16 protein-coding genes, 2 tRNA genes, 3 rRNA genes and 1 pseudogene are annotated in these 21,816 nt (G+C 57.3%); 12 read left to right on the top strand and 10 right to left on the bottom strand.

Annotated elements, in window-relative coordinates:
• The first annotated feature begins 17 nt into the window (after nucleotides 1-17).
• Together tilS and IT763_RS18370 are read left to right on the top strand one after the other, a co-directional pair.
• Complete coding sequence (tilS, locus tag IT763_RS18375; RefSeq protein ID WP_206194908.1) at nucleotides 18-1,349, top strand: tRNA lysidine(34) synthetase TilS; 1,332 nt, start codon at nucleotides 18-20, stop codon at nucleotides 1,347-1,349.
• Nucleotides 1,349-1,663: a c-type cytochrome gene (locus tag IT763_RS18370; protein ID WP_004931989.1), complete on the top strand. Its 315-nt coding sequence runs from the start codon at nucleotides 1,349-1,351 to the stop codon at nucleotides 1,661-1,663. The genes tilS and IT763_RS18370 overlap by 1 nt, the downstream gene beginning before the upstream one ends.
• Nucleotides 1,664-1,713: 50 nt before the next feature.
• Here IT763_RS18370 and rof read toward each other — a convergent pair whose 3' ends face one another.
• Nucleotides 1,714-1,977 (bottom strand): Rho-binding antiterminator, encoded by a 264-nt coding sequence (gene rof / locus IT763_RS18365; RefSeq protein WP_004931991.1) that lies wholly within the window; start codon nucleotides 1,975-1,977, stop codon nucleotides 1,714-1,716.
• A complete protein-coding gene (locus tag IT763_RS18360) occupies nucleotides 1,964-2,191 on the bottom strand; it encodes a YaeP family protein (protein ID WP_206195462.1) in 228 nt (75 codons plus the stop codon). Before IT763_RS18360 ends, rof begins: the two co-directional genes overlap by 14 nt.
• Before the next feature lie 186 nt (nucleotides 2,192-2,377).
• Between IT763_RS18360 and IT763_RS18355 the strand changes: the two genes are divergently transcribed.
• Genes IT763_RS18355 through nlpE form a run of 3 tightly spaced genes read left to right on the top strand, consistent with a single transcriptional unit; the run spans nucleotide 2,378 to nucleotide 4,054 of the window.
• Nucleotides 2,378-2,965, top strand: coding sequence for a YaeQ family protein (locus tag IT763_RS18355; RefSeq protein ID WP_206194907.1), 588 nt, complete (start codon nucleotides 2,378-2,380; stop codon nucleotides 2,963-2,965).
• On the top strand, nucleotides 2,922-3,341 hold the full coding sequence (arfB, locus tag IT763_RS18350; RefSeq protein ID WP_206194906.1) for an alternative ribosome rescue aminoacyl-tRNA hydrolase ArfB: 420 nt from the start codon (nucleotides 2,922-2,924) through the stop codon (nucleotides 3,339-3,341). The genes IT763_RS18355 and arfB overlap by 44 nt, the downstream gene beginning before the upstream one ends.
• Before the next feature lie 29 nt (nucleotides 3,342-3,370).
• Nucleotides 3,371-4,054, top strand: a complete 684-nt coding sequence (nlpE, locus tag IT763_RS18345) for an envelope stress response activation lipoprotein NlpE (protein ID WP_206194905.1) — start codon at nucleotides 3,371-3,373, stop codon at nucleotides 4,052-4,054.
• 60 nt (nucleotides 4,055-4,114) lie between these two features.
• Here nlpE and proS read toward each other — a convergent pair.
• The 6 genes and pseudogenes from proS to metN form a co-directional block, all read right to left on the bottom strand.
• A pseudogene (gene proS, locus IT763_RS18340) lies at nucleotides 4,115-5,831 on the bottom strand (proline--tRNA ligase).
• 120 nt (nucleotides 5,832-5,951) lie between these two features.
• Complete coding sequence (tsaA, locus tag IT763_RS18335) at nucleotides 5,952-6,659, bottom strand: tRNA (N6-threonylcarbamoyladenosine(37)-N6)-methyltransferase TrmO (protein WP_004932003.1); 708 nt, start codon at nucleotides 6,657-6,659, stop codon at nucleotides 5,952-5,954.
• Nucleotides 6,656-7,060: an Rcs stress response system protein RcsF gene (gene rcsF / locus IT763_RS18330; RefSeq protein ID WP_049241712.1), complete on the bottom strand. Its 405-nt coding sequence runs from the start codon at nucleotides 7,058-7,060 to the stop codon at nucleotides 6,656-6,658. Before rcsF ends, tsaA begins: the two co-directional genes overlap by 4 nt.
• Before the next feature lie 114 nt (nucleotides 7,061-7,174).
• Nucleotides 7,175-7,990 (bottom strand): MetQ/NlpA family lipoprotein, encoded by an 816-nt coding sequence (locus IT763_RS18325; RefSeq protein ID WP_033639535.1) that lies wholly within the window; start codon nucleotides 7,988-7,990, stop codon nucleotides 7,175-7,177.
• Nucleotides 7,991-8,029: 39 nt separating this feature from the next.
• Complete coding sequence (locus tag IT763_RS18320; RefSeq protein ID WP_004932010.1) at nucleotides 8,030-8,683, bottom strand: methionine ABC transporter permease MetI; 654 nt, start codon at nucleotides 8,681-8,683, stop codon at nucleotides 8,030-8,032.
• Complete coding sequence (metN, locus tag IT763_RS18315) at nucleotides 8,676-9,707, bottom strand: methionine ABC transporter ATP-binding protein MetN (RefSeq protein ID WP_016929862.1); 1,032 nt, start codon at nucleotides 9,705-9,707, stop codon at nucleotides 8,676-8,678. The genes IT763_RS18320 and metN overlap by 8 nt, the downstream gene beginning before the upstream one ends.
• 188 nt (nucleotides 9,708-9,895) lie before the next feature.
• On the opposite strand from metN, the gene gmhB reads away from it, so the two are divergent.
• The 7 genes from gmhB (at nucleotide 9,896) to IT763_RS18280 (ending at nucleotide 17,597) form a co-directional block, all read left to right on the top strand.
• Nucleotides 9,896-10,459: a D-glycero-beta-D-manno-heptose 1,7-bisphosphate 7-phosphatase gene (gene gmhB / locus IT763_RS18310; RefSeq protein WP_015378880.1), complete on the top strand. Its 564-nt coding sequence runs from the start codon at nucleotides 9,896-9,898 to the stop codon at nucleotides 10,457-10,459.
• A gap of 393 nt (nucleotides 10,460-10,852) precedes the next feature.
• A 16S ribosomal RNA gene (locus IT763_RS18305) occupies nucleotides 10,853-12,378 on the top strand.
• A gap of 74 nt (nucleotides 12,379-12,452) precedes the next feature.
• Nucleotides 12,453-12,531: transfer RNA gene (locus IT763_RS18300), tRNA-Ile, on the top strand.
• Between the two features lie 39 nt (nucleotides 12,532-12,570).
• Nucleotides 12,571-12,647, top strand: a tRNA-Ala gene (locus tag IT763_RS18295).
• 212 nt (nucleotides 12,648-12,859) lie between these two features.
• Nucleotides 12,860-15,809: ribosomal RNA gene (locus IT763_RS18290) — 23S ribosomal RNA — on the top strand.
• Nucleotides 15,810-15,912: 103 nt separating this feature from the next.
• Nucleotides 15,913-16,028, top strand: a 5S ribosomal RNA gene (gene rrf / locus IT763_RS18285).
• The 16S, 23S and 5S rRNA genes sit together here with 2 tRNA genes alongside, the layout of an rRNA operon.
• Before the next feature lie 258 nt (nucleotides 16,029-16,286).
• On the top strand, nucleotides 16,287-17,597 hold the full coding sequence (locus IT763_RS18280; protein ID WP_016929861.1) for an MFS family transporter: 1,311 nt from the start codon (nucleotides 16,287-16,289) through the stop codon (nucleotides 17,595-17,597).
• A 36-nt stretch (nucleotides 17,598-17,633) separates the two neighbouring features.
• Here the strand turns inward: IT763_RS18280 and pssA are convergent, their stop codons facing one another.
• Nucleotides 17,634-18,989: a CDP-diacylglycerol--serine O-phosphatidyltransferase gene (pssA, locus tag IT763_RS18275; RefSeq protein ID WP_028127521.1), complete on the bottom strand. Its 1,356-nt coding sequence runs from the start codon at nucleotides 18,987-18,989 to the stop codon at nucleotides 17,634-17,636.
• Nucleotides 18,990-19,141: 152 nt separating this feature from the next.
• Entirely contained in the window at nucleotides 19,142-21,790 is a 2,649-nt protein-coding gene (locus IT763_RS18270) for a bifunctional acetate--CoA ligase family protein/GNAT family N-acetyltransferase (RefSeq protein WP_206194904.1), read from the bottom strand.
• Nucleotides 21,791-21,816: the final 26 nt, after the last annotated feature.

The raw sequence follows: 21,816 nt of genomic DNA, 5'->3' as shown, positions 1-21,816 counted from the left end.
AGTGACAAAGCCTACCGATGGATACTGATCAATTAACGACGCGGGTGGCAGACCAGTTGGGCGCACAGCAGCGGTTGCTGGTGGCGTTCAGCGGCGGTCTGGATTCCAGCGTGCTGCTGCATCTGCTGGCGGAATTGCGCCGCCAACGTCCGGCATTGCAGCTGCGCGCGCTGCACGTGCATCATGGCCTGAGCGTTTTCGCCGATCGCTGGGTTGAGCATTGCCGCCGCCAGTGCGCCGACTGGCAGGTTCCGCTGACGGTGACGCACGTACAGGTGGACGCCCGTCAGGGCGGCATCGAAGCGGCGGCGCGAGCGGCGCGCTATGCCGCCTTCAGCGCAGCATTGGCGGAGGGTGAAGCGCTGCTCACCGCCCAACACCTCGACGATCAAAGCGAAACCTTTCTGCTGGCGCTCAAGCGCGGCAGCGGGCCGGCGGGGTTGTCGGCGATGGCGGCGCGCGCCACGCTGGGCGAGCACCTGCTGTTGCGGCCGCTGCTGGGCTGCTCGCGTCAAACGCTGGAAAATTACGCGCAACGCCACGGCTTGGCCTGGATAGACGACGACAGCAATCAGGACACGCGCTTCGATCGCAATTTCCTGCGGTTGCAGGTGTTGCCGCAGCTCAATCAACGTTGGCCGCACTTCGCCTCGGCGGTGGCGCGCAGCGCCAGCCTGTGCGCCGAACAGGAGCAATTGTTGGACGAGCTGCTGGCGGAACCGCTGCAAAGCCTGTTGGCGGCGGATCGCTCATTGGCGATCGACGGTTTGACGGCCTGTTCGCCGGTGCGGCGCTTCGCTCTGTTGCGGCGCTGGATCGCATTGTTCAACGTTACCATGCCGGCGCGTGAGCAGTTGCAGCGTCTGTGGGAGGAGGTGGCGCTCAGCCGGGAAGATGCCGAACCGCAGCTGCAGCTCGGCGCCTATCAGATCCGCCGTTTCCGCGGCCGGCTGCACCTGTTGCCGCCGCTGGCGGCGCTGCGCGATGTGCACCTGCCCTGGCACCCTGACGAGACGCTGACGCTGCCGGACGGACTGGGGCGGCTGATCGCCGGCGAGGGCGAGCAGGCGCTGCGCGCGCCGCTGCCATCGCAGCAGATCAGTATTCGTTTCGGCGGCGTGCAGGGCGCGGTGCGTATCGTGGGGCGCGCCCATTCGCGGCCGATAAAAAAACTGTGGCAGGAGCTGGGTATTCCCCCCTGGCAGCGTGAACGCATCCCGTTGATTTACTATGATGAGCAGCTGATCGCCGCGCTGGACGTATTTGTCTGTGAGGCGGGGCAGGTGCCGGAAGGTGAACGCCCGTGGCGACTGCGCTGGGAAAAAAATCATAATCGCGAGGAGCACTGATGAAGTTAGTGGGGATCACGCTGTTGGCCGCCGGCCTGTTCAGCCTGCCGGCGTTGGCGGCGGGGGATGCGGCCGCCGGTCAGGCGAAAGCCGCCGCTTGTGCGGCGTGCCACGGCGCGCAGGGCAAGGTGACGGTGCCGATGTACCCGAATCTGGCCGGACAGAACGCCATGTATCTGCAGCATGCATTGCAGGCGTACAAGAAAGGGGAGCGCAACGGCGGCCAGGCCGAGGTGATGAAGGCCTATGTGTCGGGGCTGTCGGATGACGATATCGCCGATCTGGCGGCCTATTACGCCAGCCTGAAGCCGTAAATGACGAGGGCAGCCGTTGGGCTGCCCTGTTGGGATGGGGTTACCGCTGCTCAGTCCGACAGGCTGACGACCACGGTACCGATTTCCGGATGACTGAAACTGCTGATATGGTCCAGGCGCAGGTCGCGCTGCTGGCCGTTCTGTTCGATGGTCAGATACTCAACGCGTTTCTTTTGCAGCAGGTCGATCGCCTTGGCCTCGATCACTTCTCCGTCGCGTAACTCCAGCTTCAGAATAAGTTTATGCTGACAGGCGAGTTCCAGGTTGTCGTAGTCATCGCAATTGATGGGTTGGTACTCATCATTCATCAACATAGTCGCTCACCAATAAGTTAGCGGCGGCAAAGGCCGCCTGTTCCCTAACGGAGGACGGTAGCGCATCGTTCGCTGCGACATCGTCCAATGCCTTTAACGCACAAGCCAGCGCATCAGGCACGTAGCCAAGATCTCCACTGCCAATCTCGGCGTAAGTACGGCGTACTAACTCCACAGAATTGATGCACAGTTTCCTCCATATGAACCTCTGCATCATCAAGACTACTATCGCGATGAGGCGCAGGCTCTCGGAGTTTTATCCTATCCTAGACGACTATAGCACAGCTGTTATGGAGTTATCAGCACCCCGGCACGCCTTTCGCACTGCCGCAGCCTGGCCGCGCTGGCGGGGTTTGGCCCTGATCAAGTACACTGTCGCCGGATAATAACGAGGTCACCCATGGCGCTGAAAGCAACCATTTATAAAGCCGCGGTCAATATTGCTGATATGGATCGTCACTTCTACCACGACGCCACGCTGACGCTGGCGCAACACCCGTCCGAAAACGAGCAGCGCATGATGCTGCGCCTGTTGGCCTGGATCTGTCATGCCGACGAGCGGCTGGTGTTCACCAAAGGGCTGAGCGCCGACGACGAGCCGGAGATCTGGCAGCGCAACGACCACAACGGGCTGGAAATGTGGATCGAGATGGGATTGCCCGACGAAAAACGCATCCGCAAGGCCTGCAACCAGTCGCCGCGCGTGGTCTTGTACGCTTACGGCGAGCGCGCCGCGCACGTGTGGTGGCAGGCGATGCAGGGAAAAGTGGCCGGCTACAAGAACCTGAGCGTGCGCTTCCTCGATGACGAACAGCTGGCGCGCCTGACGGCATTGGCCAGCCGCACCATGACGCTGCAGGCGACGCTGCAGGAGGGAACTATTTGGCTGTCCGATGCTCAGAATAGTCTGGAAATCCAGTTTGCCGAGTGGCAGCGGCACAGGTGTGACCGGTGCGGAACTGTCAAGAAACGTCGCCATACCGGATAATGAGCTTGAGTTGACGGCGATCCGCGCGCAGGGCGCGGGCGGCCAGCACGTGAACAAAACCTCAACGGCGATCCATTTGCGCTTTGACATTCGGGCCTCCAGCCTGCCAGAGTATTATAAGGAAAGGCTGCTGGCGCTGAATCACCATCTAATTACCGCCGATGGCGTGGTGATTATCAAGGCGCAAGAGTATCGCAGTCAGGAATTGAATCGCGAAGCGGCGTTGGCCAGGCTGGCCGCGCTGATTCGGCAGGCGATGGTGGTGGAAAAAACGCGCAAGGCGACCAAGCCGACGAAAGGGGCGAAATTGCGCCGTTTGGAAGGCAAGGCGCGTAAAGGCGCCACCAAGGCGCTGCGCGGCAAGGTTCGCACTTAGGAATACATGAACACAGTAGAAGAATACCTGTGACGAAAATTACGGTAGCCCTGTTCTTGGCGGCAGGCGCACTCTCGTTGTTGGGATGCAACAATCATTATCAGCCGAAGGAACAACCGCTGCAGGCGATGCCGCAGAGTTATCAAGGATTGTTGCCTTGCGCCGATTGCGGCGGGCTGGATACGGCGCTGTTCCTGGATGAAGACGGCACCTTTGTGCTGCAGGAAACCTATCGCGGCACTAAAGACGGCGATCAGACCTTTGCCGACTATGGCAAATGGGCGCGCACTGCGGATAAGCTGGTGCTGACCGACAGCACCGGTGAAAAACGTTACTTCCGTCCGGTGGGCAAGAGCCTGGAGATGCTGGATCGCAGCGGCGCGCCGATCGAGTCCAAGCTGAATTACCGTCTGGAGCCGGTCGAAAAGCCGTTGCCTAAAACGCCAATGGTGATGAAAGGCAGTTATACCTATATGGCGGATGCGGCAGTCTTCAAGGACTGCGCCACCGGCATCACTTTCCCGGTGGATAACAACATCGCGCTGGAGCAAGGTTACGCCAAGGCCAATAAGACTGCCGGCGAGCCGGTGTTCCTGACTTTCAACGCGCACTTCAGCGTGCAGCCGTCGATGGAAGAGGGGCAGATTGAAAAAGCGGTGGTGCCGGACGGCAAGATCGCGTTCGACCGCAGCAAAAGCTGCAGCAGCAAGTAACGCGTTTCGGATATAAAAAAACCCGCCTAGGCGGGTTTTTTATTCTCTGGCGATCGGCGCTCAGCGTTTGATCTGGCCCAGCAGGAAATCAACGATTTCGCCGGTTTTGATCATTTGCTTCTCGCCGACGCGGCGGTTCTTGTACTCGATCTCTTCGTTATCGAGGTTACGATCGCCGATAACGACAGAGTGCGGCACGCCGATCAGCTCCATATCCGCGAACATCACGCCCGGACGCTCTTTGCGGTCATCGAGGATCACGTCGATGCCGTGGGAACGCAGGGTGTTGTACAGCTCTTCTGCCAGCGCCTGTACGCGGAACGACTTGTGCATGTTCATCGGCAGGATCGCCACCTGGAACGGCGCGATGGCGTCCGGCCAGATGATGCCGCGTTCGTCGTGGTTCTGCTCGATGGCGGCGGCCACGACGCGCGTGACCCCGATGCCGTAGCAACCCATGGTCAGCACCTGGTTGCGGCCGTCTTCACCCTGCACGGTCGCTTTCATCGCTTCCGAGTACTTGGTGCCGAGCTGGAAGATATGGCCCACTTCGATGCCGCGTTTGATCAGCAGCGTACCCTGACCGTCCGGGCTGGCGTCGCCTTCCACCACGTTACGGATATCGGCCACCTGCGGCAGCGGCAGATCGCGCTCCCAGTTGATGCCGAAGTAGTGTTTGCCGTCAACGTTGGCGCCGGCGCCGAAATCGCTCATCGCCGCCACGCTGCGGTCGGCTACCACCGGCATCGGCAGCTTGACTGGGCCAAGCGAGCCTGGGCCGGCGCCGACGATGGCGCGGATCTCTTCTTCGGTGGCGAAGGTCAGCGGCGCGGCAACCTGCGCCAGCTTCTCGGCCTTGACTTCGTTCAGTTCGTGATCGCCGCGCACCAGCAGGGCGAGCAGCTTGTGGCCGCTCTCTTCGGTGGCGCGCACCATCAGCGTCTTCACGGTTTTTTCCACCGGCAGCTGGAATTGCTCGACCAGCTCGGCGATGGTTTTGGCGTTCGGCGTATCCACCAGGCGCAGCTCTTCGCTGGCTGCGGCGCGCGGCTCTGCCGGCGCGACCGCTTCCGCCAGCTCGATGTTGGCGGCGAAATCGGAACCGGTGGAGAACACGATATCGTCTTCACCGCTCTGCGCCAGCACCTGGAATTCGTGCGAGGCGCTGCCGCCGATCGAGCCGGTATCCGCCTGCACCGGGCGGAAATCCAGGCCCATGCGGCTGAAGATTTTGCTGTACGCTTCGTACATCGCGTCGTAAGTCCCCTGCAGAGACCCTGTGAGTGTGGAAGGAGTAGGCATCCTTCATCAGGAACTCACGGGAACGCATCACGCCGAAACGCGGGCGCACTTCATCACGGAACTTGGTCTGGATCTGGAAGAAGTTCAGCGGCAGCTGCTTGTACGAGCTGATCTCGTTGCGGATCAGATCGGTGATCACTTCTTCATGCGTTGGGCCCAGCACGAACGGACGATCGCCGCGGTCGACGAAGCGCAGCAGCTCGGGGCCGTATTGCTCCCAACGGCCGCTTTCCTGCCACAGATCGGCAGGCTGAACCACCGGCATGGAAACTTCGATCGCGTTAGCATTGTTCATTTCTTCGCGAACGATGTTTTCAACCTTCTTCAGAACGCGCAGGCCGGTCGGCAGCCAGGTGTAAAGACCGGAGGCCAGCTTGCGGATCATCCCGGCGCGCAGCATCAGCTGGTGGCTGATCACTTCGGCGTCGGCAGGTGTCTCCTTCAGTGTGGAGAGCAGATATTGGCTAGTACGCATGGTGTTTTGGTTCCGTTAGAACTGCAAATTGCATCGGGCTGCCAGAGTGGCGGCCAAAAGTGACAAAAGTGGTTTAGTTTACCAGCGCGAGCGGGTCGCCAAAAGAGAGGCGGCGGAATTTTAACGCGGGTCGAGCGCCAACACTTCGGTGTGGCCGTCCACGACACGCCAGCGCACGTTGAAATCCAACAGCCAGACGGCGTAATCCCGTTCGATGTCCTCTCCTTTACGATAGGCGGGACGGGGGTCTTGCGCCAGCACCTGGCTGATAAAACGCCTTAATTGCGGGTAGCGCGCCTGATGTTGCTGCAGCTGTTGCTCGGCCTGCGGTGCGAAACGCACCGGCATATCGCCGGCGGGCGCGGCCTGGGCAAAGCCGGCGCGGGCCTGCGGCTGGCTCTCGGCGAACGGCAGATAAGGCTTGATGTCCACCACCGGGGTGCCGTCGACCAGGTCGAGGCTGCCCAGTTCCAGCGCCACTTCACCGTTTTTCACCCGCACGCCCTTCAGCTCAATGAGCGACATGCCGAGCGGGTTGGGGCGGAAGGTGGAGCGGGTGGCGAACACGCCCATGCGGGCATTGCCGCCTAAACGCGGCGGACGCACCGTCGGGCGCCAGCCGCCTTCCATGGTTTGATGGAAAATGAACATCACCCACAGATGGCTGAAATCGCTGAGGCCGCGCACCGCTTCCGCCTGGTTGTAAGGCGGCAGCAGCAGCAGTTCGCCGCCGCCGTCTTCGACCAGCCCCGGTTGGCGGGGCACGGCGAATTTTTCTTTATAGGGCGAGCGGATCACGCCGATCTGCTCGAAAACGAATTCGGTCATTTGGACGAGACGTTAAGCGCCGAGCCCTGGCAAACGGCCTGCTGGTAACAACCGGCGACGCCGCTGACAATCTGGCAGTCGTGCAGCAGCACGGCGTTGGCCTTCATGTAAGACGCACGGATTTGCATGCGTTTACGGGCGGTGGCCAGATTTGGTGGAGAGTCTTGCACGGTGGTTTGGCACGATTCGCCGGACACTTCACCCAGATCGCGGAACGGCTTGCCCACGAGCTCTTCTGCACTTTTATACAGTTTTACCGGAGCGGGGCGGGCGGCCGGCGTGGTCTTGGCCGGAGCGGTGCTGGTCGGCTTGCTGGTGCTGCTTGTTGAGGACGGCGCGATACGCTGCGATGAACATCCGGCCAGCGCGAGCGCTAACAAACAGAGAGGTAAAACACGCATTGAGATTCCTCTGCCTTAATGAAAGTGGCGCTATTGAAGCAAGCTATGGCGGAAATAACAAGACGGGCCTTGGCCCGTCTTGCAATTATAGGAATAAAATGGGTGAATAAGCGCTTACCAGCCTTTCACCGCACCGCCGTTGAAGATTTTGTTGGCGGCGGCGTCAACGTCGTCAGACTGATAGGCCTGCACGAATTTCTTCACGTTTTCCGCATCTTTGTTATCTTCGCGCGCAACCAGCAGGTTGACGTAAGGTGAGTCTTTATCTTCCACGAACAGACCGTCTTTCGCCGGCGTCAGGCCGATCTGGCTGGCGTAGGTGGTATTGATCACCGCCAGCGCGATCTGCTGATCGTCCAGAGAGCGCGGCAGCTGAGGCGCTTCCAGCTCAACCAGTTTCAGGTTTTTCGGGTTCTCGGTCACGTCCAGCACGGTCGGCAGCAGGCCAACGCCGTCTTTCAGTTTGATCAGACCGACTTTTTGCAGCAGCAACAGCGAACGGCCCAGGTTGGTCGGATCGTTCGGCAGCGCGATCTGAGAGCCCTCTTTCAGTTCGTCCAGCGATTTGATTTTCTTGGAGTAACCGGCGATCGGGTAAACAAAGGTGTTGCCGACCGGCACCAGCTTGTAGCCGCGATCTTTGATTTGCTGATCCAGATATGGCTTGTGCTGGAAAGCGTTCAGGTCGATATCGCCTTTGCTCAACGCTTCGTTAGGCAACACGTAGTCGTTGAAGGTGACCAGTTCAACGTCCAGACCGTATTTCTCTTTCGCCACTTTCTGCGCCACTTCAGCCACTTGCTGCTCTGCGCCGACGATTACGCCGACCTTGATGTGGTTCGGATTCTTTTCATCCTGGCCACAGCCCGCCAGAGCCAGCGTGCCGATCAGTGCGCCAATTGTCGCGATGGATTTAAATGTTAACGACATATCCCTTCCTCATTAGACTCGCATTAATATGCGGTGAAATTATTTATGGGTAACGGCTTTGACGATGCGATCGCCGCAGAATTGGATCAGATAAACCAAAACTACCAGTAATACTAATACGGTATTCATAACTGTGGCGTTATAACCGATATAACCGTATTGGTAACCGATTTGGCCCAGACCACCGGCGCCGACCGCGCCGCCCATGGCGGAGTAGCCCACCAGGGTGATCAGGGTGATGGTCGCGGCGTTGACCAGGCCCGGCAGGGCTTCCGGCAGCAACACTTTCTTGATGATCTGCATCGGCGTGGCGCCCATGGCGCGCGCCGCTTCCACCAGACCGGACGGGATCTCCAGCAGGGCGTTTTCCACCATGCGCGCGATGAACGGCGCGGCGCCGACGGTCAGCGGCACGATGGCCGCCTGCAGGCCGATCGAGGTACCGACGATCATGCGGGTAAACGGAATCATCCAAACCAGCAGGATGATGAACGGGATGGAACGGAAGATGTTCACCAGCCCGGACAGGATCTTATACAGCGAATTGTTGGCGATGATCTGCCCCGGGCGGGTGACATACAGCAGCACGCCTACCGGCAGGCCGAGCACGAAACCGAAGAAGCCGGAGACAAAGGTCATCATGACGGTTTCCCACACGCCACGCGCCATCAACCACATCATTGCCTCAGACATAACCCAGAACCTCTACTTTTACCTGATTTTCTTGCAGGAACTTAATCGTCGCCAGCGCGTCTTCGTCGCTGCCGTGCAGCTCCGCCAGCATCACGCCGAATTTTACGCCGCCGGCATAATCCATCTGGGCGCTGATAATGTTGTTGTTCACGTTGAAGCGGCGAGCGGCTTCAGACAGCAGCGGCGCATCGACCGATTGACCGGTGAACTCCAGGCGCAGCAGCGGCTGACGGTCGCCCTGGCGCTCCGGCGACAGGCGCGCGGCGTAGTCGTCCGGAATATCCAGATGCAGCGTGGACTGAATGAACTGCTGGGCCAGCGGGGTTTTCGGGTGTGAGAACACTTCGCTGACGCTGTCTTTTTCGATCAGCTGCCCCTGGCTGATGACCGCGACCTGGTCGCAGATGCGTTTCACCACGTCCATTTCATGGGTGATGAGCAGAATGGTCAGACCCAGACGGCGGTTGATGTCTTTCAGCAGTTCCAGGATGGAACGGGTGGTGGCCGGATCCAACGCGCTGGTGGCTTCGTCGCACAGCAGCACTTTGGGATTGCTGGCCAGCGCACGGGCGATCGCCACGCGCTGTTTCTGGCCGCCGGACAGATTGGCCGGGTAGGCGTCGTGTTTGTCCGCCAGGCCGACCAGCTCCAGCAGTTCGGTCACGCGCTTTTTGATCTCGGCGCGCGACGTATTGTCCAGTTCCAGCGGCAGCGCCACGTTGCCGAACACCGTGCGGGAAGAGAGCAGGTTGAAGTGCTGGAAGATCATGCCGATTTGGCGACGGGCGCGCGTCAGTTCGCTTTCCGACAGAGACGTCAGATCCTGGCCATCGACCAGCACCTGGCCGGAGGTCGGGCGCTCAAGCATGTTGGCGCAGCGAATCAGCGTGCTTTTGCCGGCGCCGGAAGATCCGATAACGCCATAGATTTGCCCGGCAGGGACGTGAAGGGTCACGTCAGAGAGCGCGGTAATGGTGCGCGAACCCTGCTGGAACACTTTAGTGATGTTAGAAAGTTTAATCATATTCTTCTTATTTTAGCGTGGTTGCCCGTGGCTAGATAAAAGTAAACCTCGGCGTGGAACCAAGGTATGGATCAGATGTTAAGGCGTCTAGACGTCTAAGTCAACGACCAGCGACGTTCTCCGGCGTTCTCAGTGCGGGGTAAAACATGCGATACTGTCAGCGTATTCAGCCCCTCAGGAGCAAAGCGGTGACACAAAGCGTTCCAGCAATTTTTCTCGATCGTGACGGTACGATTAACGTTGACCATGGTTATGTCCATGAAATCGACAACTTCCACTTTATTGACGGCGTGATTGACGCCTGTCGCGAACTCAAAAAGATGGGGTTCGCGCTGGTGATGGTGACCAACCAGTCGGGCATTGCGCGCGGCAAGTTCAGCGAAGACCAGTTTATGTACCTGACCGAGTGGATGGACTGGTCGCTGGCCGATCGCGACGTCGACTTCGACGGCATCTATTTCTGCCCGCATCATCCTGAGGCGGTAGTGGAAGAGTATCGTCAGGTCTGTGACTGCCGTAAACCGCAGCCGGGCATGCTGCTGCAAGCGCAGCAGGAATTGAACATCGATATGGCCGCTTCTTATATGGTGGGCGATAAACCGGAAGACATGCAGGCGGCGATCGCGGCCGGCGTCGGCACCAAGGTGCTGGTGCGTACCGGCAAGCCGGTGACGGAGCAGGGCGAAAAGCTGGCCGATTGGGTGCTAAATAGCCTGGCGGACCTGCCGGCAGCCATCAAAAAGCGGGTTTAATAGGCGTTACGAATGAATAGTGAGCGGTCAGATAAAAAATGCATATTAACGCTTGTCATTCTGAACCGGCTCCCTATAATGCGCCTCCATCGACACGGCGCAAGTGATTCACTTCACACAGCGGCCGGGAAGAAAGAGAAAAAATCCTGAAAATTAGGGTTGACTCTGAAAGAGGAAAGCGTAATATACGCCACCTCGAGTTAGCAAGCGAAAGCGCCTAACTCACTGCTCTTTAACAATTTATCAGACAATCTGTGTGGGCACTCCACAAGACGATATCCAGCATCTTCGGATGCAAAAAAATATCAAGTCTTGAAGAGTGACTAACTGAAGTAAAATTCATGCAGTAAATCTTTGAGCAACGCACTCGAGTGGTAAGCAAAATCAAGCTTTTAATTGAAGAGTATAGATCAGGCTCAGATGAACGCAGACGGCAGGCTTAACACATGCAAGTCGAGCGGTACACAGGGGAGCTTGCTCCCTGGGTGACCGAGCGGCGGACGGGTGAAGTAATGTCAGGAACTGCCTGATGGAGGGGGAAAACTACTGGAAACGGTAGCTAATAACGCGCATAACGTCGCAAGACCAAAGATGGGACCTTCCCGGCCTCTTGCCATCAGATGTGCCCGATGGGATTAGCATAGTAGTGGGGTAATGGCTCACCAAGGCGACGATCCCTAGCTGGTCTGAGAGGATACCAGCCACACTGGAACAGAGACACGGTCCAGACTCCTACTGGAGGCATCAGTGGGGAATATTGCACAATGGGCGCAAGCCTGATGCAGCCATGCCGCGTTGTGAAGAAGCCTTCGGTAGTAAAGCACTTTCCAGCGAGGAGGAAGGTGGTGAGCTTAAATACTTTCATCAATTGACGTTACTCGCAGAAGAAGCACCAGCTAACTCCGTGCCAGAGCCGCGGTAATACGGAAGGTGCTAGCGTTATTCGAATTACTGGGCGTAAAGCGCACGCAGGCGGTTTGTTTAAGTCTGATGTAAATCCCCGGGCTCAACCTGGGAACTGCATTTGAAACTGGCAAGCAGAGTCTCGTAGAGGGGGTAGAATACCAGGGGTAGCGGTGAAATGCGTAGAGATCTTGGAGGAATACCGGTGGCGAAGACGCCCCCTGGACGAAGACAGACGCTCAGGTGCGAAAGCGGGGGAGCAAACAGAATAGATACCCTGGTAGTCCACGTGTATACGATGTCGATTTGGAGGTTTGCCCTTGAGGCGTGGCTCCGATCTAACGCGTTAAATCGCCGCCTGGGGAGTACGCTGCGCAAAGGTTAAAACCAAAAATGAATTTGCGGGGGCCCGCACAAGCGTTGGAGCATGGTGGTTTAATTCGATGCAACGCGAATAACTTACCTACTCTTGACATCCAAGAACTTAGCAAGATGCTTTGGTGCCTTCGGGAAACTCTGAGACAGGTGCTGCATGCTGTCCCCGTCATCTCGTGTTGTGAATGTTGGTTTAAGGTCCCGCCAACGACGCAACCCTTATCCTTTGTTGCCACGGTTCGGCCGGGAACTCAAAGGAGAACTGCCATGATAAACTGGAGTAAGGTGGATGACGACAAGTCCTCATGGCACTTACGAGTTGGGCTTACACACTGCTACAATGGCGAAGAAAGAGGAAGCGACCTCGCGAGAGCAAGCGGACCTCATAAAGTACGTCGTCGTCCGGATTGGAGTCTGCAACTCGACTCCCATGAAGTCGGATCGCTTAGTAATCGTAGATCATAATGCTACGGTGATACTTCCCGTGCCTTGTAACACCGCCCGTCACACCCATGGGATTGGGTTTCAATAGAAGTAGGTAGCTTAACCTTCGGAGGCGCTTACCACTTTGTGATTCTATGACTGGGGTGAAGTCGTAACAGGTAACCGTAGGGGAACCTGCGGTTTGATTCACCTCCTTAACCTAAGATATTAAGATCTAGTGGCTTGCTCACACAGATTGTCTGAAAGAAAGTAACGAGTCAAGAATACCATAAGGCTTGTAGCTCCAGTGGATAGAGCGCACCCCCTGATAAGGTGAGGTACGGTGGTTCAAGATCCACTCAGGCCTACCACACCTTCTCGGAGTGTAACGGTACTGCGCGTGACTGTATGGGGCTATAGCTCAGCTGGGAGAGCGCCTCCTTGCACGCAGGAGGTCAGCGGTATCGAATCCCGCTTAGCTCCACCATATAGTTCCGGTATTTCAATACTTTCAGAGTGTATTTGCGACAGTATGCTGCGAAGTATTTTGCTCTTTAACAAACTGGAAACAAGCTGAAAATTGTAAACATGAGCGGCTTGACATTTATCCTCCGAGAATAACCGGTATGAAGAGTATCCTGTCATAGTGTCCTTCTCAAATGTTTGCAGCGCTAACGATGGAAACATCATCGGTTGTGAGGTTAAGTGACTAAGCATACACGGTTGGATGCCTGCAGTCAGAGGCGATGAAGGGCGGCTAACTGAGAAAAGCGTCCGGTAAGTGATATGAACCGTTTATAACCGGCGATTACCCGAATGGGGGAAAAAAAACCCAGTTTTTTGTGTTTCGACACCCTATCATGTCATGAATACATAGTGGCATGAGGCGAACCGGGGGAACTGAAACATCAAATACCCTCCGCGGAGGAAAGAAATCAACCGAGAATTCCCCCAGTATCGGCGAGCGAACTGGGGGGAGCCCATAACCTGAATCGGCTGTGTGTTAGTGAAGCGTCTGAAAGTCGAGCAGCAAAGGGTGATATCCCCCCCCGTACACTAAAATGCACGGTCTTGGTTTCGATGAGTAGGGCGGGACACGTGACTCCTGTTCTGAATATGGGGGTACCAACCTCCCAAGGCTAAATACTCCTGACTGACCGTAGTGAACCATACCGTGAGGGAAAAGGGGGCGAAAAGAACAACCCGCCGGCGAGGGAGTGGAAATTGAAACGAATCCGTGTACGTACAAGCAGTGGAGCAACTTCGAGGTGTGACTGCGTACCTTTTGTATAATGGTCAGCACTTTCTTTTGTAAGCAAGGTAATCCGTATAGGGGACCGTAGGGAAACCGAGTCTTCACTGGGCGAATAGTTGCAAGGTAGAGACCCCGAAACCCGTGAATCTAGCCATGGGCAGGTGAATGTGGGTAACACTAACTTGAGGACCGAACCGACTAATTTGAAACAATTAGCGATGACTTTGTGTGCGGGGGTGAAAGGCCAATCAAACCGGAGATAGCTGTTCTCCCCAATGGAGCTATTTAGGTAGCGCCTCGTGAACTCATCATCGGGTAGAGCACTGTTTTTCTGGCTATGGGGCCAACCCGGCTTACCAAACCGATGCAAACTCCGAATACCCTGAAGAATGTTTATACACGGGAGACACACGCGGGTGCGAACGCGTCCTGCTGAAGAGGGAAACACCCAGACCGCCATCTAAGGTCCCCAAAGTCATTGTTAAGTGGGAAACGATGTGGAAAGGCATATACCGTCCAGGAGTTGGCTTGTACACCATCATTTAAAAAGAAAGCGTACTAGCCACTGTCGAGTTCGGCCTGCGCTAAGAAGAACGGGGCTAAACCATAGCCCCGAAGCAGCTGCACGACCGCTTAGGGCTGTTGTTGGGTAGGGAGCGTTCTCTGTAAGCCGTTTGAAGGTGGCCTGTAGGGTTGCTGGAGGAATCAGAAGTGCGAATGCTGACATAAGTAGACGATAAAGCGGGTGAAAAGCCCGCTCTCCGGGTAGACCAAGGGTTCCTGTCCAACGTTAATCGGGCAGGGTGAAGTCGACCCGTCTAAGTGCGATGTGAAAAATCGTAGTCGAGGGAAACATGTAATATTGCCTGTACTTGGTTGTTACTGCGAAGGGGGACGGAAAGGTCTAGGCTAGCCGGGCGACGGTTGTATATCCGGATTCAGCGTGGTATGGGGGTGATGACCTGGTAAATCCGGTTGCATACTAACCCTGTTGCTGGAAATGACGGATGCACTACGGTGCAGAAGGAATTTGATGCCCTGCTACCAGAAAATCCTCTAAGCTTCCAGGTAACATTAAATCGTACCCCAAACCGACACCGGGGTCAGGTAGAGAATACCAAGGCGCTTGATAAACTCGGGTGAAGAACTAGGCAAAATGGTGCCGTAAACTTTCGGGATAATGCACGCTGGCATGAAGGTGATCCCTTTGCTGAAGAGCTGAAGCCAGTCGAAGATACCATCTGGCAGCACACTGTTTAATACAAACACAGCACTGATGCAAAACACGAAAGTGGAACGTATATCGGTTTGACGCCATGCCCGTTGCTGGAAGGTTAATTGATGGGGTCAGCCGCAAGGCGAAGCTCTTGATCGAAATGCCCCATAAACGGCGTCCGCGTAACTCTAACGGTCCTAAGCTAGCGAACTTCCTTGTCGGGTAAGTTCCGACCTGCACGACAGCTAATGATGTCCATCTGTCTCCACCCGAACTCAGTGAAATTGAACTCTGCTGAGTAAGATGCAGTGTACCCGCGGCAAGACGGAAAGACCCCGTGAACCATTACATATAGCTTGACACTGAACATTGAGCCTTTGAAGTGTAGGATAGGTGGGCGGCTTTGAAGCGGACGCCCAGTCTGCGTGAGCCATCCTTGAAATACCACCCTTGTAAATGTTTGATGTTTCTAACTTCGGCCCCATAATCAGGGGTGAGGACAGTGTCTGGTGGGTAGTTTTGACTGGGGCGGTCCTCCTCCCCGAAAGAGTAACGGAGAGCACGAAGGTTAGCTAATCACGTCGGACATCGTGAGGTTAAGTGCAAAGCAAGCTAGCTTTACTGCGATAGTTGACCGGCTCGCAGGTACGAAAGTAGGTTCTAGTGATCCGGTGGTTCTGAATGAAGGGCCATCGCTGGATCAACGGATACAAGAACTCCGGTGATAACAGTCTGATAACCGCCCAAAGTTCTATCGACGGCGGTGAATTGCACCTCGATGTCGGCAACAACACATCCAGGTGCTAATTAGGTCCCAAGTTATGGCTGTTCGCCATTTAAAGTGGTACGCTGAGCTGGGTTTAGAACGTCGGGCCATTCGGTCCCCTATCAGCCGTGGGCGTTGGAAGATTGAGAGGGGTTGCTCCTAGTACGAGAGGACCGGAGTGAACGCACCACTGGTGTTCGGGTTGTCATGCCAATGGCATTGCCCGGTAGCTAAGTGCGGAAAAGATAAGCGCTGAAAGCATCTAAGCGCGAAACTTGCCTCAAGATGAGTCTTCCCTGGGCCTTCAAGGCCCCTGAAGGAACGTTTAAGACTAAGACGTTGATAGGCTGGGTGTGTAAGTGCAGCGATGCATTGAGCTAACCAGTACTAATGATCCGTGAGGCTTAACCTTACAACACCGAAGGTGTTTTGGTGAGACCGAGACAATATTCAGCTTGTTTACAGATTGGATTGACTGGCTTCATCGATGAAGCGGGTTGATTAAAACGAATTTGCCTGGCGGCAATAGCGCGGTGGTCCCACCTGACCCCATGCCGAACTCAGAAGTGAAACGCCGTAGCGCCGATGGTAGTGTGGGGTCTCCCCATGCGAGAGTAGGACACTGCCAGGCATCAAACAAAGCCGAAAGCCCTGAACTGACGTTCAGGGCTTTTTGCTATGCGTAAAAAGGAAAATCCCCGTTGTAATCCGCTTCAACTTTCATCGTACTGTTTAATATTCATCACAAAACCAACGCATTGTTTCTCTGAATGTCAGATATTCTTCGTCCGCTATTAAGTTTGGCTGTTAACTTATAAATAACAATAAAGTAACAACCAGGGCGGCAGGACGCCGAATTTCATCATTGCTATGGCTCGGAGAAAATATCATGACAGAAACAACCTCGGCTCTTGGGGATGAGCACGGCGTCGAACAGGAGGCGCTGGATAACAAGAAACGCATTTTCGCTATCGTCGGGGCTTCATCAGGCAATCTGGTGGAGTGGTTTGATTTTTACGTTTACTCCTTCTGTTCCATTTATTTTGCCGCCTCGTTCTTTCCAGCGGGCAACAGCACCACGCAGCTGCTGCAAACCGCCGGTGTTTTCGCCGCTGGCTTCTTTATGCGACCTATCGGCGGTTGGCTGTTCGGCTATATTGCCGACAAGCATGGCCGAAAAAACTCAATGCTGCTTTCAGTCTGCATGATGTGCGCCGGATCGCTGGTGATCGCCTGCCTGCCGACGTATGAATCGATCGGCAGTTGGGCCCCGGCGCTGCTGCTGATCGCTCGGTTGTTCCAGGGGTTGTCGGTGGGTGGCGAGTATGGCACCAGCGCCACCTACATGAGCGAGGTGGCAATCAAGGGGCGGCGTGGCTTCTACGCATCGTTCCAGTACGTGACTCTGATTGGCGGGCAACTGTTGGCGCTGCTGGTCTTGGTGATCTTGCAGCAGATATTGCCCGCCGAAGAGCTGAAAGCCTGGGGATGGCGTATTCCGTTTGCCCTGGGGGCCGTGTTGGCGGTGGTGGCGCTTTACCTGCGCCGCTCGCTGAATGAAACCTCCGATGCGAAGACGCGTAACCACAAAGATGCCGGTTCGCTGACGGGGCTGTGGAAAAATCGCAAGGCGTTCCTGATGGTGCTGGGCTTTACCGCCGCCGGTTCACTGACCTTCTACACCTTCACCACCTACATGCAGAAATACCTGGTGAACACCGCCGGTATGGACGCCAAGCTGGCCAGCGCCATCATGACCGTTGCGCTATTCGTCTTTATGCTGCTGCAGCCGGCGGTAGGCGCGTTTTCGGACAAAATCGGCCGTCGCAGCTCGATGCTGATCTTCTCAGCCTTCGCCACGGTGTTGACGGTGCCGATCCTGTTTGCCTTGAAAGAGGTGACCAACCCCTTTATGGCGTTCGGTCTGATCGTGTTGGCGTTGTTCGTTGTCAGCTTTTACACCGCGATCAGCGGGCTGCTTAAAGCCGAGATGTTCCCGCCGGAGGTACGCGCGTTAGGGGTAGGCTTGTCTTATGCGGTGGCGAACGCTCTGTTCGGCGGTTCGGCGGAATATGTCGCGTTGTCGCTTAAATCATTCGGCGTGGAGAATGCCTTCTTCTGGTACGTTTCCGGCATGTGCCTGCTGGCGTTGCTGGTTTCGCTTCGGTTGCATCGCAAAGGGAAGGAGATACAGCTGTAATAAAAACCCCGGCCTTGGCCGGGGTCAGAGTATCGCTTACAGGATACGGCTAATCAGCCGATCGATGCGGATACGCCGCAGACGGCGAATCAGCTTGCGCACCTTGATCGGATACTGCTGAATGCTTTGCAGCTCCTGATAGTGGCCGACCACGGTGGTGTGGGTGCGGATGCACTCCAGCTCTTTTTGCCGCTGTTCGCGCATCTCTTGTTTGGGATCGTGGATCAGAATGGCGTTTTCCAGATCCAGCCGCCAGGCGCGCGGGTTGAGATTATTGCCGGTAATCAGCTGCCACTCTTCGTCTACCCACATGCCTTTCAGGTGATAGCTGTTATCGCCATCCTTCCACAGACGCACGATCAGCTGCCCGGTATCGATATAACGCTGCAAGCGGCTCAGGAAGCGGCGCAGGTTGATCTCGTACAGGTAGGGCAGCGCGCCGATGATTTTGAACGGCTGGTCTTCCGGAATATAGAAATCGTTGGCGGTCTTGTCGCCGACAATGATCTCCACCTGTTTGCCCTGGCGCAGCAGATAAATGATGTTGCGCACCAGCAGCGCCGGCAGGTTGAAGTAGGGGGTACAGAGCGTCAGTTTCTGGTCGGCGCACGACATCAGGTGATGAATGGTTTTATTCAGCACGCTTTGCTTGCCAAGCCCAACCAGCGGCGTCACCGCCAGCTCATCGTTGCCGGCCTTGCCGCGGAAGTGGTAACCGGCGCGGCGCAGGGCGAAACGGAACAGACGGGTCTCGTTTTTGATCTCCGGGCTTTTCGGCCGATCGCTGCGATCGAGGCGCTGTACGGCGCCGGCGGTGAGCAGATGCTGCTTGATGTAATCGATCAAGGTATCGGCCAGCACGCCGTTGGTGATCAGCTGATAGCGATCGTAACGGTATTTCTCATGCTGATGCAGATAAACGTCGTTGATGCTGGCGCCGCTGTAGATCGCGGTATCGTCGACCACAAAGCCTTTCAGGTGCAGTACGCCTAACGCTTCGCGGGTATTGACCGGCACGCCGTAGATCGGCACCGACTGTTCCGGATGTTGGCTGGCCATGGCGCAGTACCAGTCGGCGTTGGTATTGGCGGCGGCGGCGCCGATGCGCCCACGCTGTGCGCGGTGCCAGTCGACCAGTACGCAGATTTCCAGCTCGGGCCGCCGCTGTTTGGCTTGATACAGCGCGTTGAGGATCTCGCGCCCGGCGTCGTCATGCTCCAGATACAGAGCCACCAGATAGATGCGTTGGGTGGCGTTGGCGATGGCGCTCAGCAGCGTGGTGCGAAAATCGGACGGCGCGTACAACGTACGAACATCAGCAACCGTCTGGGGGAGTTTGGGCAGTTGTGCAAGGTGTTGTTGATGTTTGCTACGTTTAAATTTTGACAACATCACAGTGCGTTTCTTCTCTCATGATTGATGGCCAGAACGCCACAGGCATAAAAACAATAAACCGAATAATCGGGCGATAATACCATTAGTTGCCCCGATTGTGCGTATGTTTTGGCGTTAAGTGATGGATTCGTAGCGCATTGCGACGCAGGTCACTGCGCGTCGGCGGCCTGCAGCGGCAGCGTCAGATTGACGATGCCGTCCTCAAGCTGCGCCTCAATGCCAAAGCCCAGCCGCTGCGCCAGTGCGATCATGCCGCGGTTATTCGGCATGGTGATGCCGCTCAGACGGGTCAGGCCATGAGCGCGCGCATAGGCGATCATTTTCTCCAGCAACTGACGGCCCAGGCCCAGTCCTTTGAGGTCGGAACGCACCAGCACGGCGAATTCGGCGTCGGTGTTGTCCGGATCGGACAGCGCGCGGGTCACGCCGATGATCTCGTCTGCGCGCACCGCCACAAAGGCCATTTCTCGATCGTAGTCGATCTGCGTCATGTTGGCCAAATCGTCATGGGTAAACTCATTGATCTCGCTGAAGTAGCGATAATAGAGGTCTTCCTTGGTCACCCGGTCGATGAAATGCTTCAGCGCCGGCTCGTCTTCCGGCAGGATCGGGCGGAACAGGCATTGGCTGCCGTCTTTCAACGCGATGGTCTCTTCCAGCTCATGCGGATAAGGGCGGATCGCCAGCCGCGCCTGCGGATCGCCGCTGAACGGCGCGAGCTGCATCGAAACGTCCAGCAGAGTGAATTCGCTGCCGGAGGCCAACACCGGGTGAATATCCAGCCGGGCGATCTCCGGGCAGTCGAGGATCAGGTTGGAGACCTGCACCAGCAAGCGGCTTAGTCCAGGGATATCTAAAGGCCGCAGCGCGCTGCGCCCGCGGATCTTGCCGCCTTTCACCGCCTGCAGCACCAGATAACGCGCCAGCGCCATGTTCAGCGGCGGCAGCGCGACCGCCACCTGATTTTCCTGGCGCCATTCCACGCCGCCTTCACCCAGCATGATCAGCGGGCCGAAAATCGCATCCTGCTCCACCGCGATGCGCAGCTCCTGGGCGCCGGCGCGGTTGGCCATGCTCTGCACCAGCAAGCCGTGGATGCGCGCCTGAGGGTAGGTGCGCTTCACGCGGTCGAGGATCGCCTCCGCCGCGCGCTGCACTTCGGTCGCGGTGCGCAGGTAGAGCATGACGCCCTGAACTTCTGACTTGTGCGGGATATCTGGCGAACGGAGCTTCAGCGCTACCGGGTAGCCGATCTGTTCGGCGATATGTACCGCTTCGGCGCTGTCTTCGGCGATCCAGGTCGGCAGGGTGCTCAGGTCATAAGCCTGCAGAATGGATTGCACCTCGTGGGTATCCAACTGGGTGGCGCCTTCGGCCAGCGCCTGATGGATCAGGCGGTGAGCGTCGGCGGTATTGGCGGTCAGGCCGACCGGCAGCGCCGGGGTCTCTTTCAGCTGCTTCTGGTTGCGGCGGTATTCCACCATATGCATAAAAGCGGTCACAGCGCCTTCCGGCGTGCGGTAGGTGGGTATGGCGGCCTCGGTAAACAGTCGGCGCGCCTCTTGAGAAGAGTATTCGCCGCACCAGTTGGTCAGCAAGGTGATGCGTTTGCCGCGCGCATGCCGGTGCAGCGCGTCGATCAGCCGCTGCGCCGTGGCGGTGCCCGGCGCCGCCGCGCTCGGCGCATGGATCAGCAGCAGCGCGTCATAGTCGTGGCTGTCGAGCAGCGCTTCGAGAGCCGCCAGGTAGCGCTGCGGCGTGGCGTCGTCGCGCAGATCGAGCGGGTTGCCGGCGCGAATGAAATCCGGCAGCGCATCGCTCAGCTTCGCCAGGCTCTCATCGTTCAGCGTTGCCAGCTTGCCGTTGCGCCCGAGCAGCTCGTCCAGCGCCATTGCCGCCGGCGCCGCCCCGTTGCTGACGATCATCAGCCGCTCGCCGCGCAGCGGATGCATATGGCTGAGGGTTTCCACCGCGGAGAACAGCTCATGGGTATCCTGCACGCGCAGCAGGCCGGCTCGCTGGATGGCGGCGTCGTAGGCGGCGTCCAGCCCCTGCTGGCTGTTGAGCAGTAATTGCGCCTGTTGGCTGCGGCCGCTTTTGATCACCAAAATGGGCTTGTTGCGTGAGGCGCTGCGCGAGGCGGAGAGAAAGCGCCGTGCGTCGCTGATGTTTTCCAGATACAGCAGGATGGCGCTGGTTTTGCTGTCGCGCGCCAAAAAGTCGAGCAGGTCGTCGACGTCGATATCCAGGCTGTCGCCCAGCGCGATGAAGTAAGAGAAGCCGACTTCGCGCTGCTGCGCCCAGTCGAGAATGGTGTTGGCGACGGCGGCGGACTGCGAGATAAACGCCAGCTTGCCTTTTTGGATCGGCACCGGCGAGAAGCTGGCGTTGATGCCTTGCCACGGCGCCAGTAATCCCAGGCTGTTGGGGCCCAACAGCCGCATGGCGTAGCGCTGCGCGCAGGCTTTCAGCTCGGCGAACTGTTCCGGTGGCGAAGAGAGCACGATGGCGGTTTTGCAGCCGCGCTGCCCCAGCGCGTCGAGCAGCGCCAGATTACGCTTGGCGTGAGTGCAGATGATCGCCAGATCCGGCGTCAACGGCAGGCTGGCGACGTCGGGGTAGGCCATGACGCCGCATACCGCCTTGTAGCGCGGCGTCACCGGCAAGATGGGGCCGCCGAAACCGCCGGCCAGCAGGTTGCTCATCATCAGGTTGCCGGCGCGGCCCGGCTGCTGCGAAGCGCCCAGAACGGCGATCGATTTGGGACGTAGTAGCGCTTCTAACCCTCGCTGGCTCATGCACGGCTCCTTTTGGCAACGTTACG

This window comes from Serratia sp. CMO1 (genome assembly GCF_015689115.1).
In the GTDB taxonomy this organism is placed as follows: Bacteria; Pseudomonadota; Gammaproteobacteria; order Enterobacterales; family Enterobacteriaceae; genus Serratia; species Serratia marcescens.
This window is presented reverse-complemented; position numbering and strand designations above follow the sequence as displayed.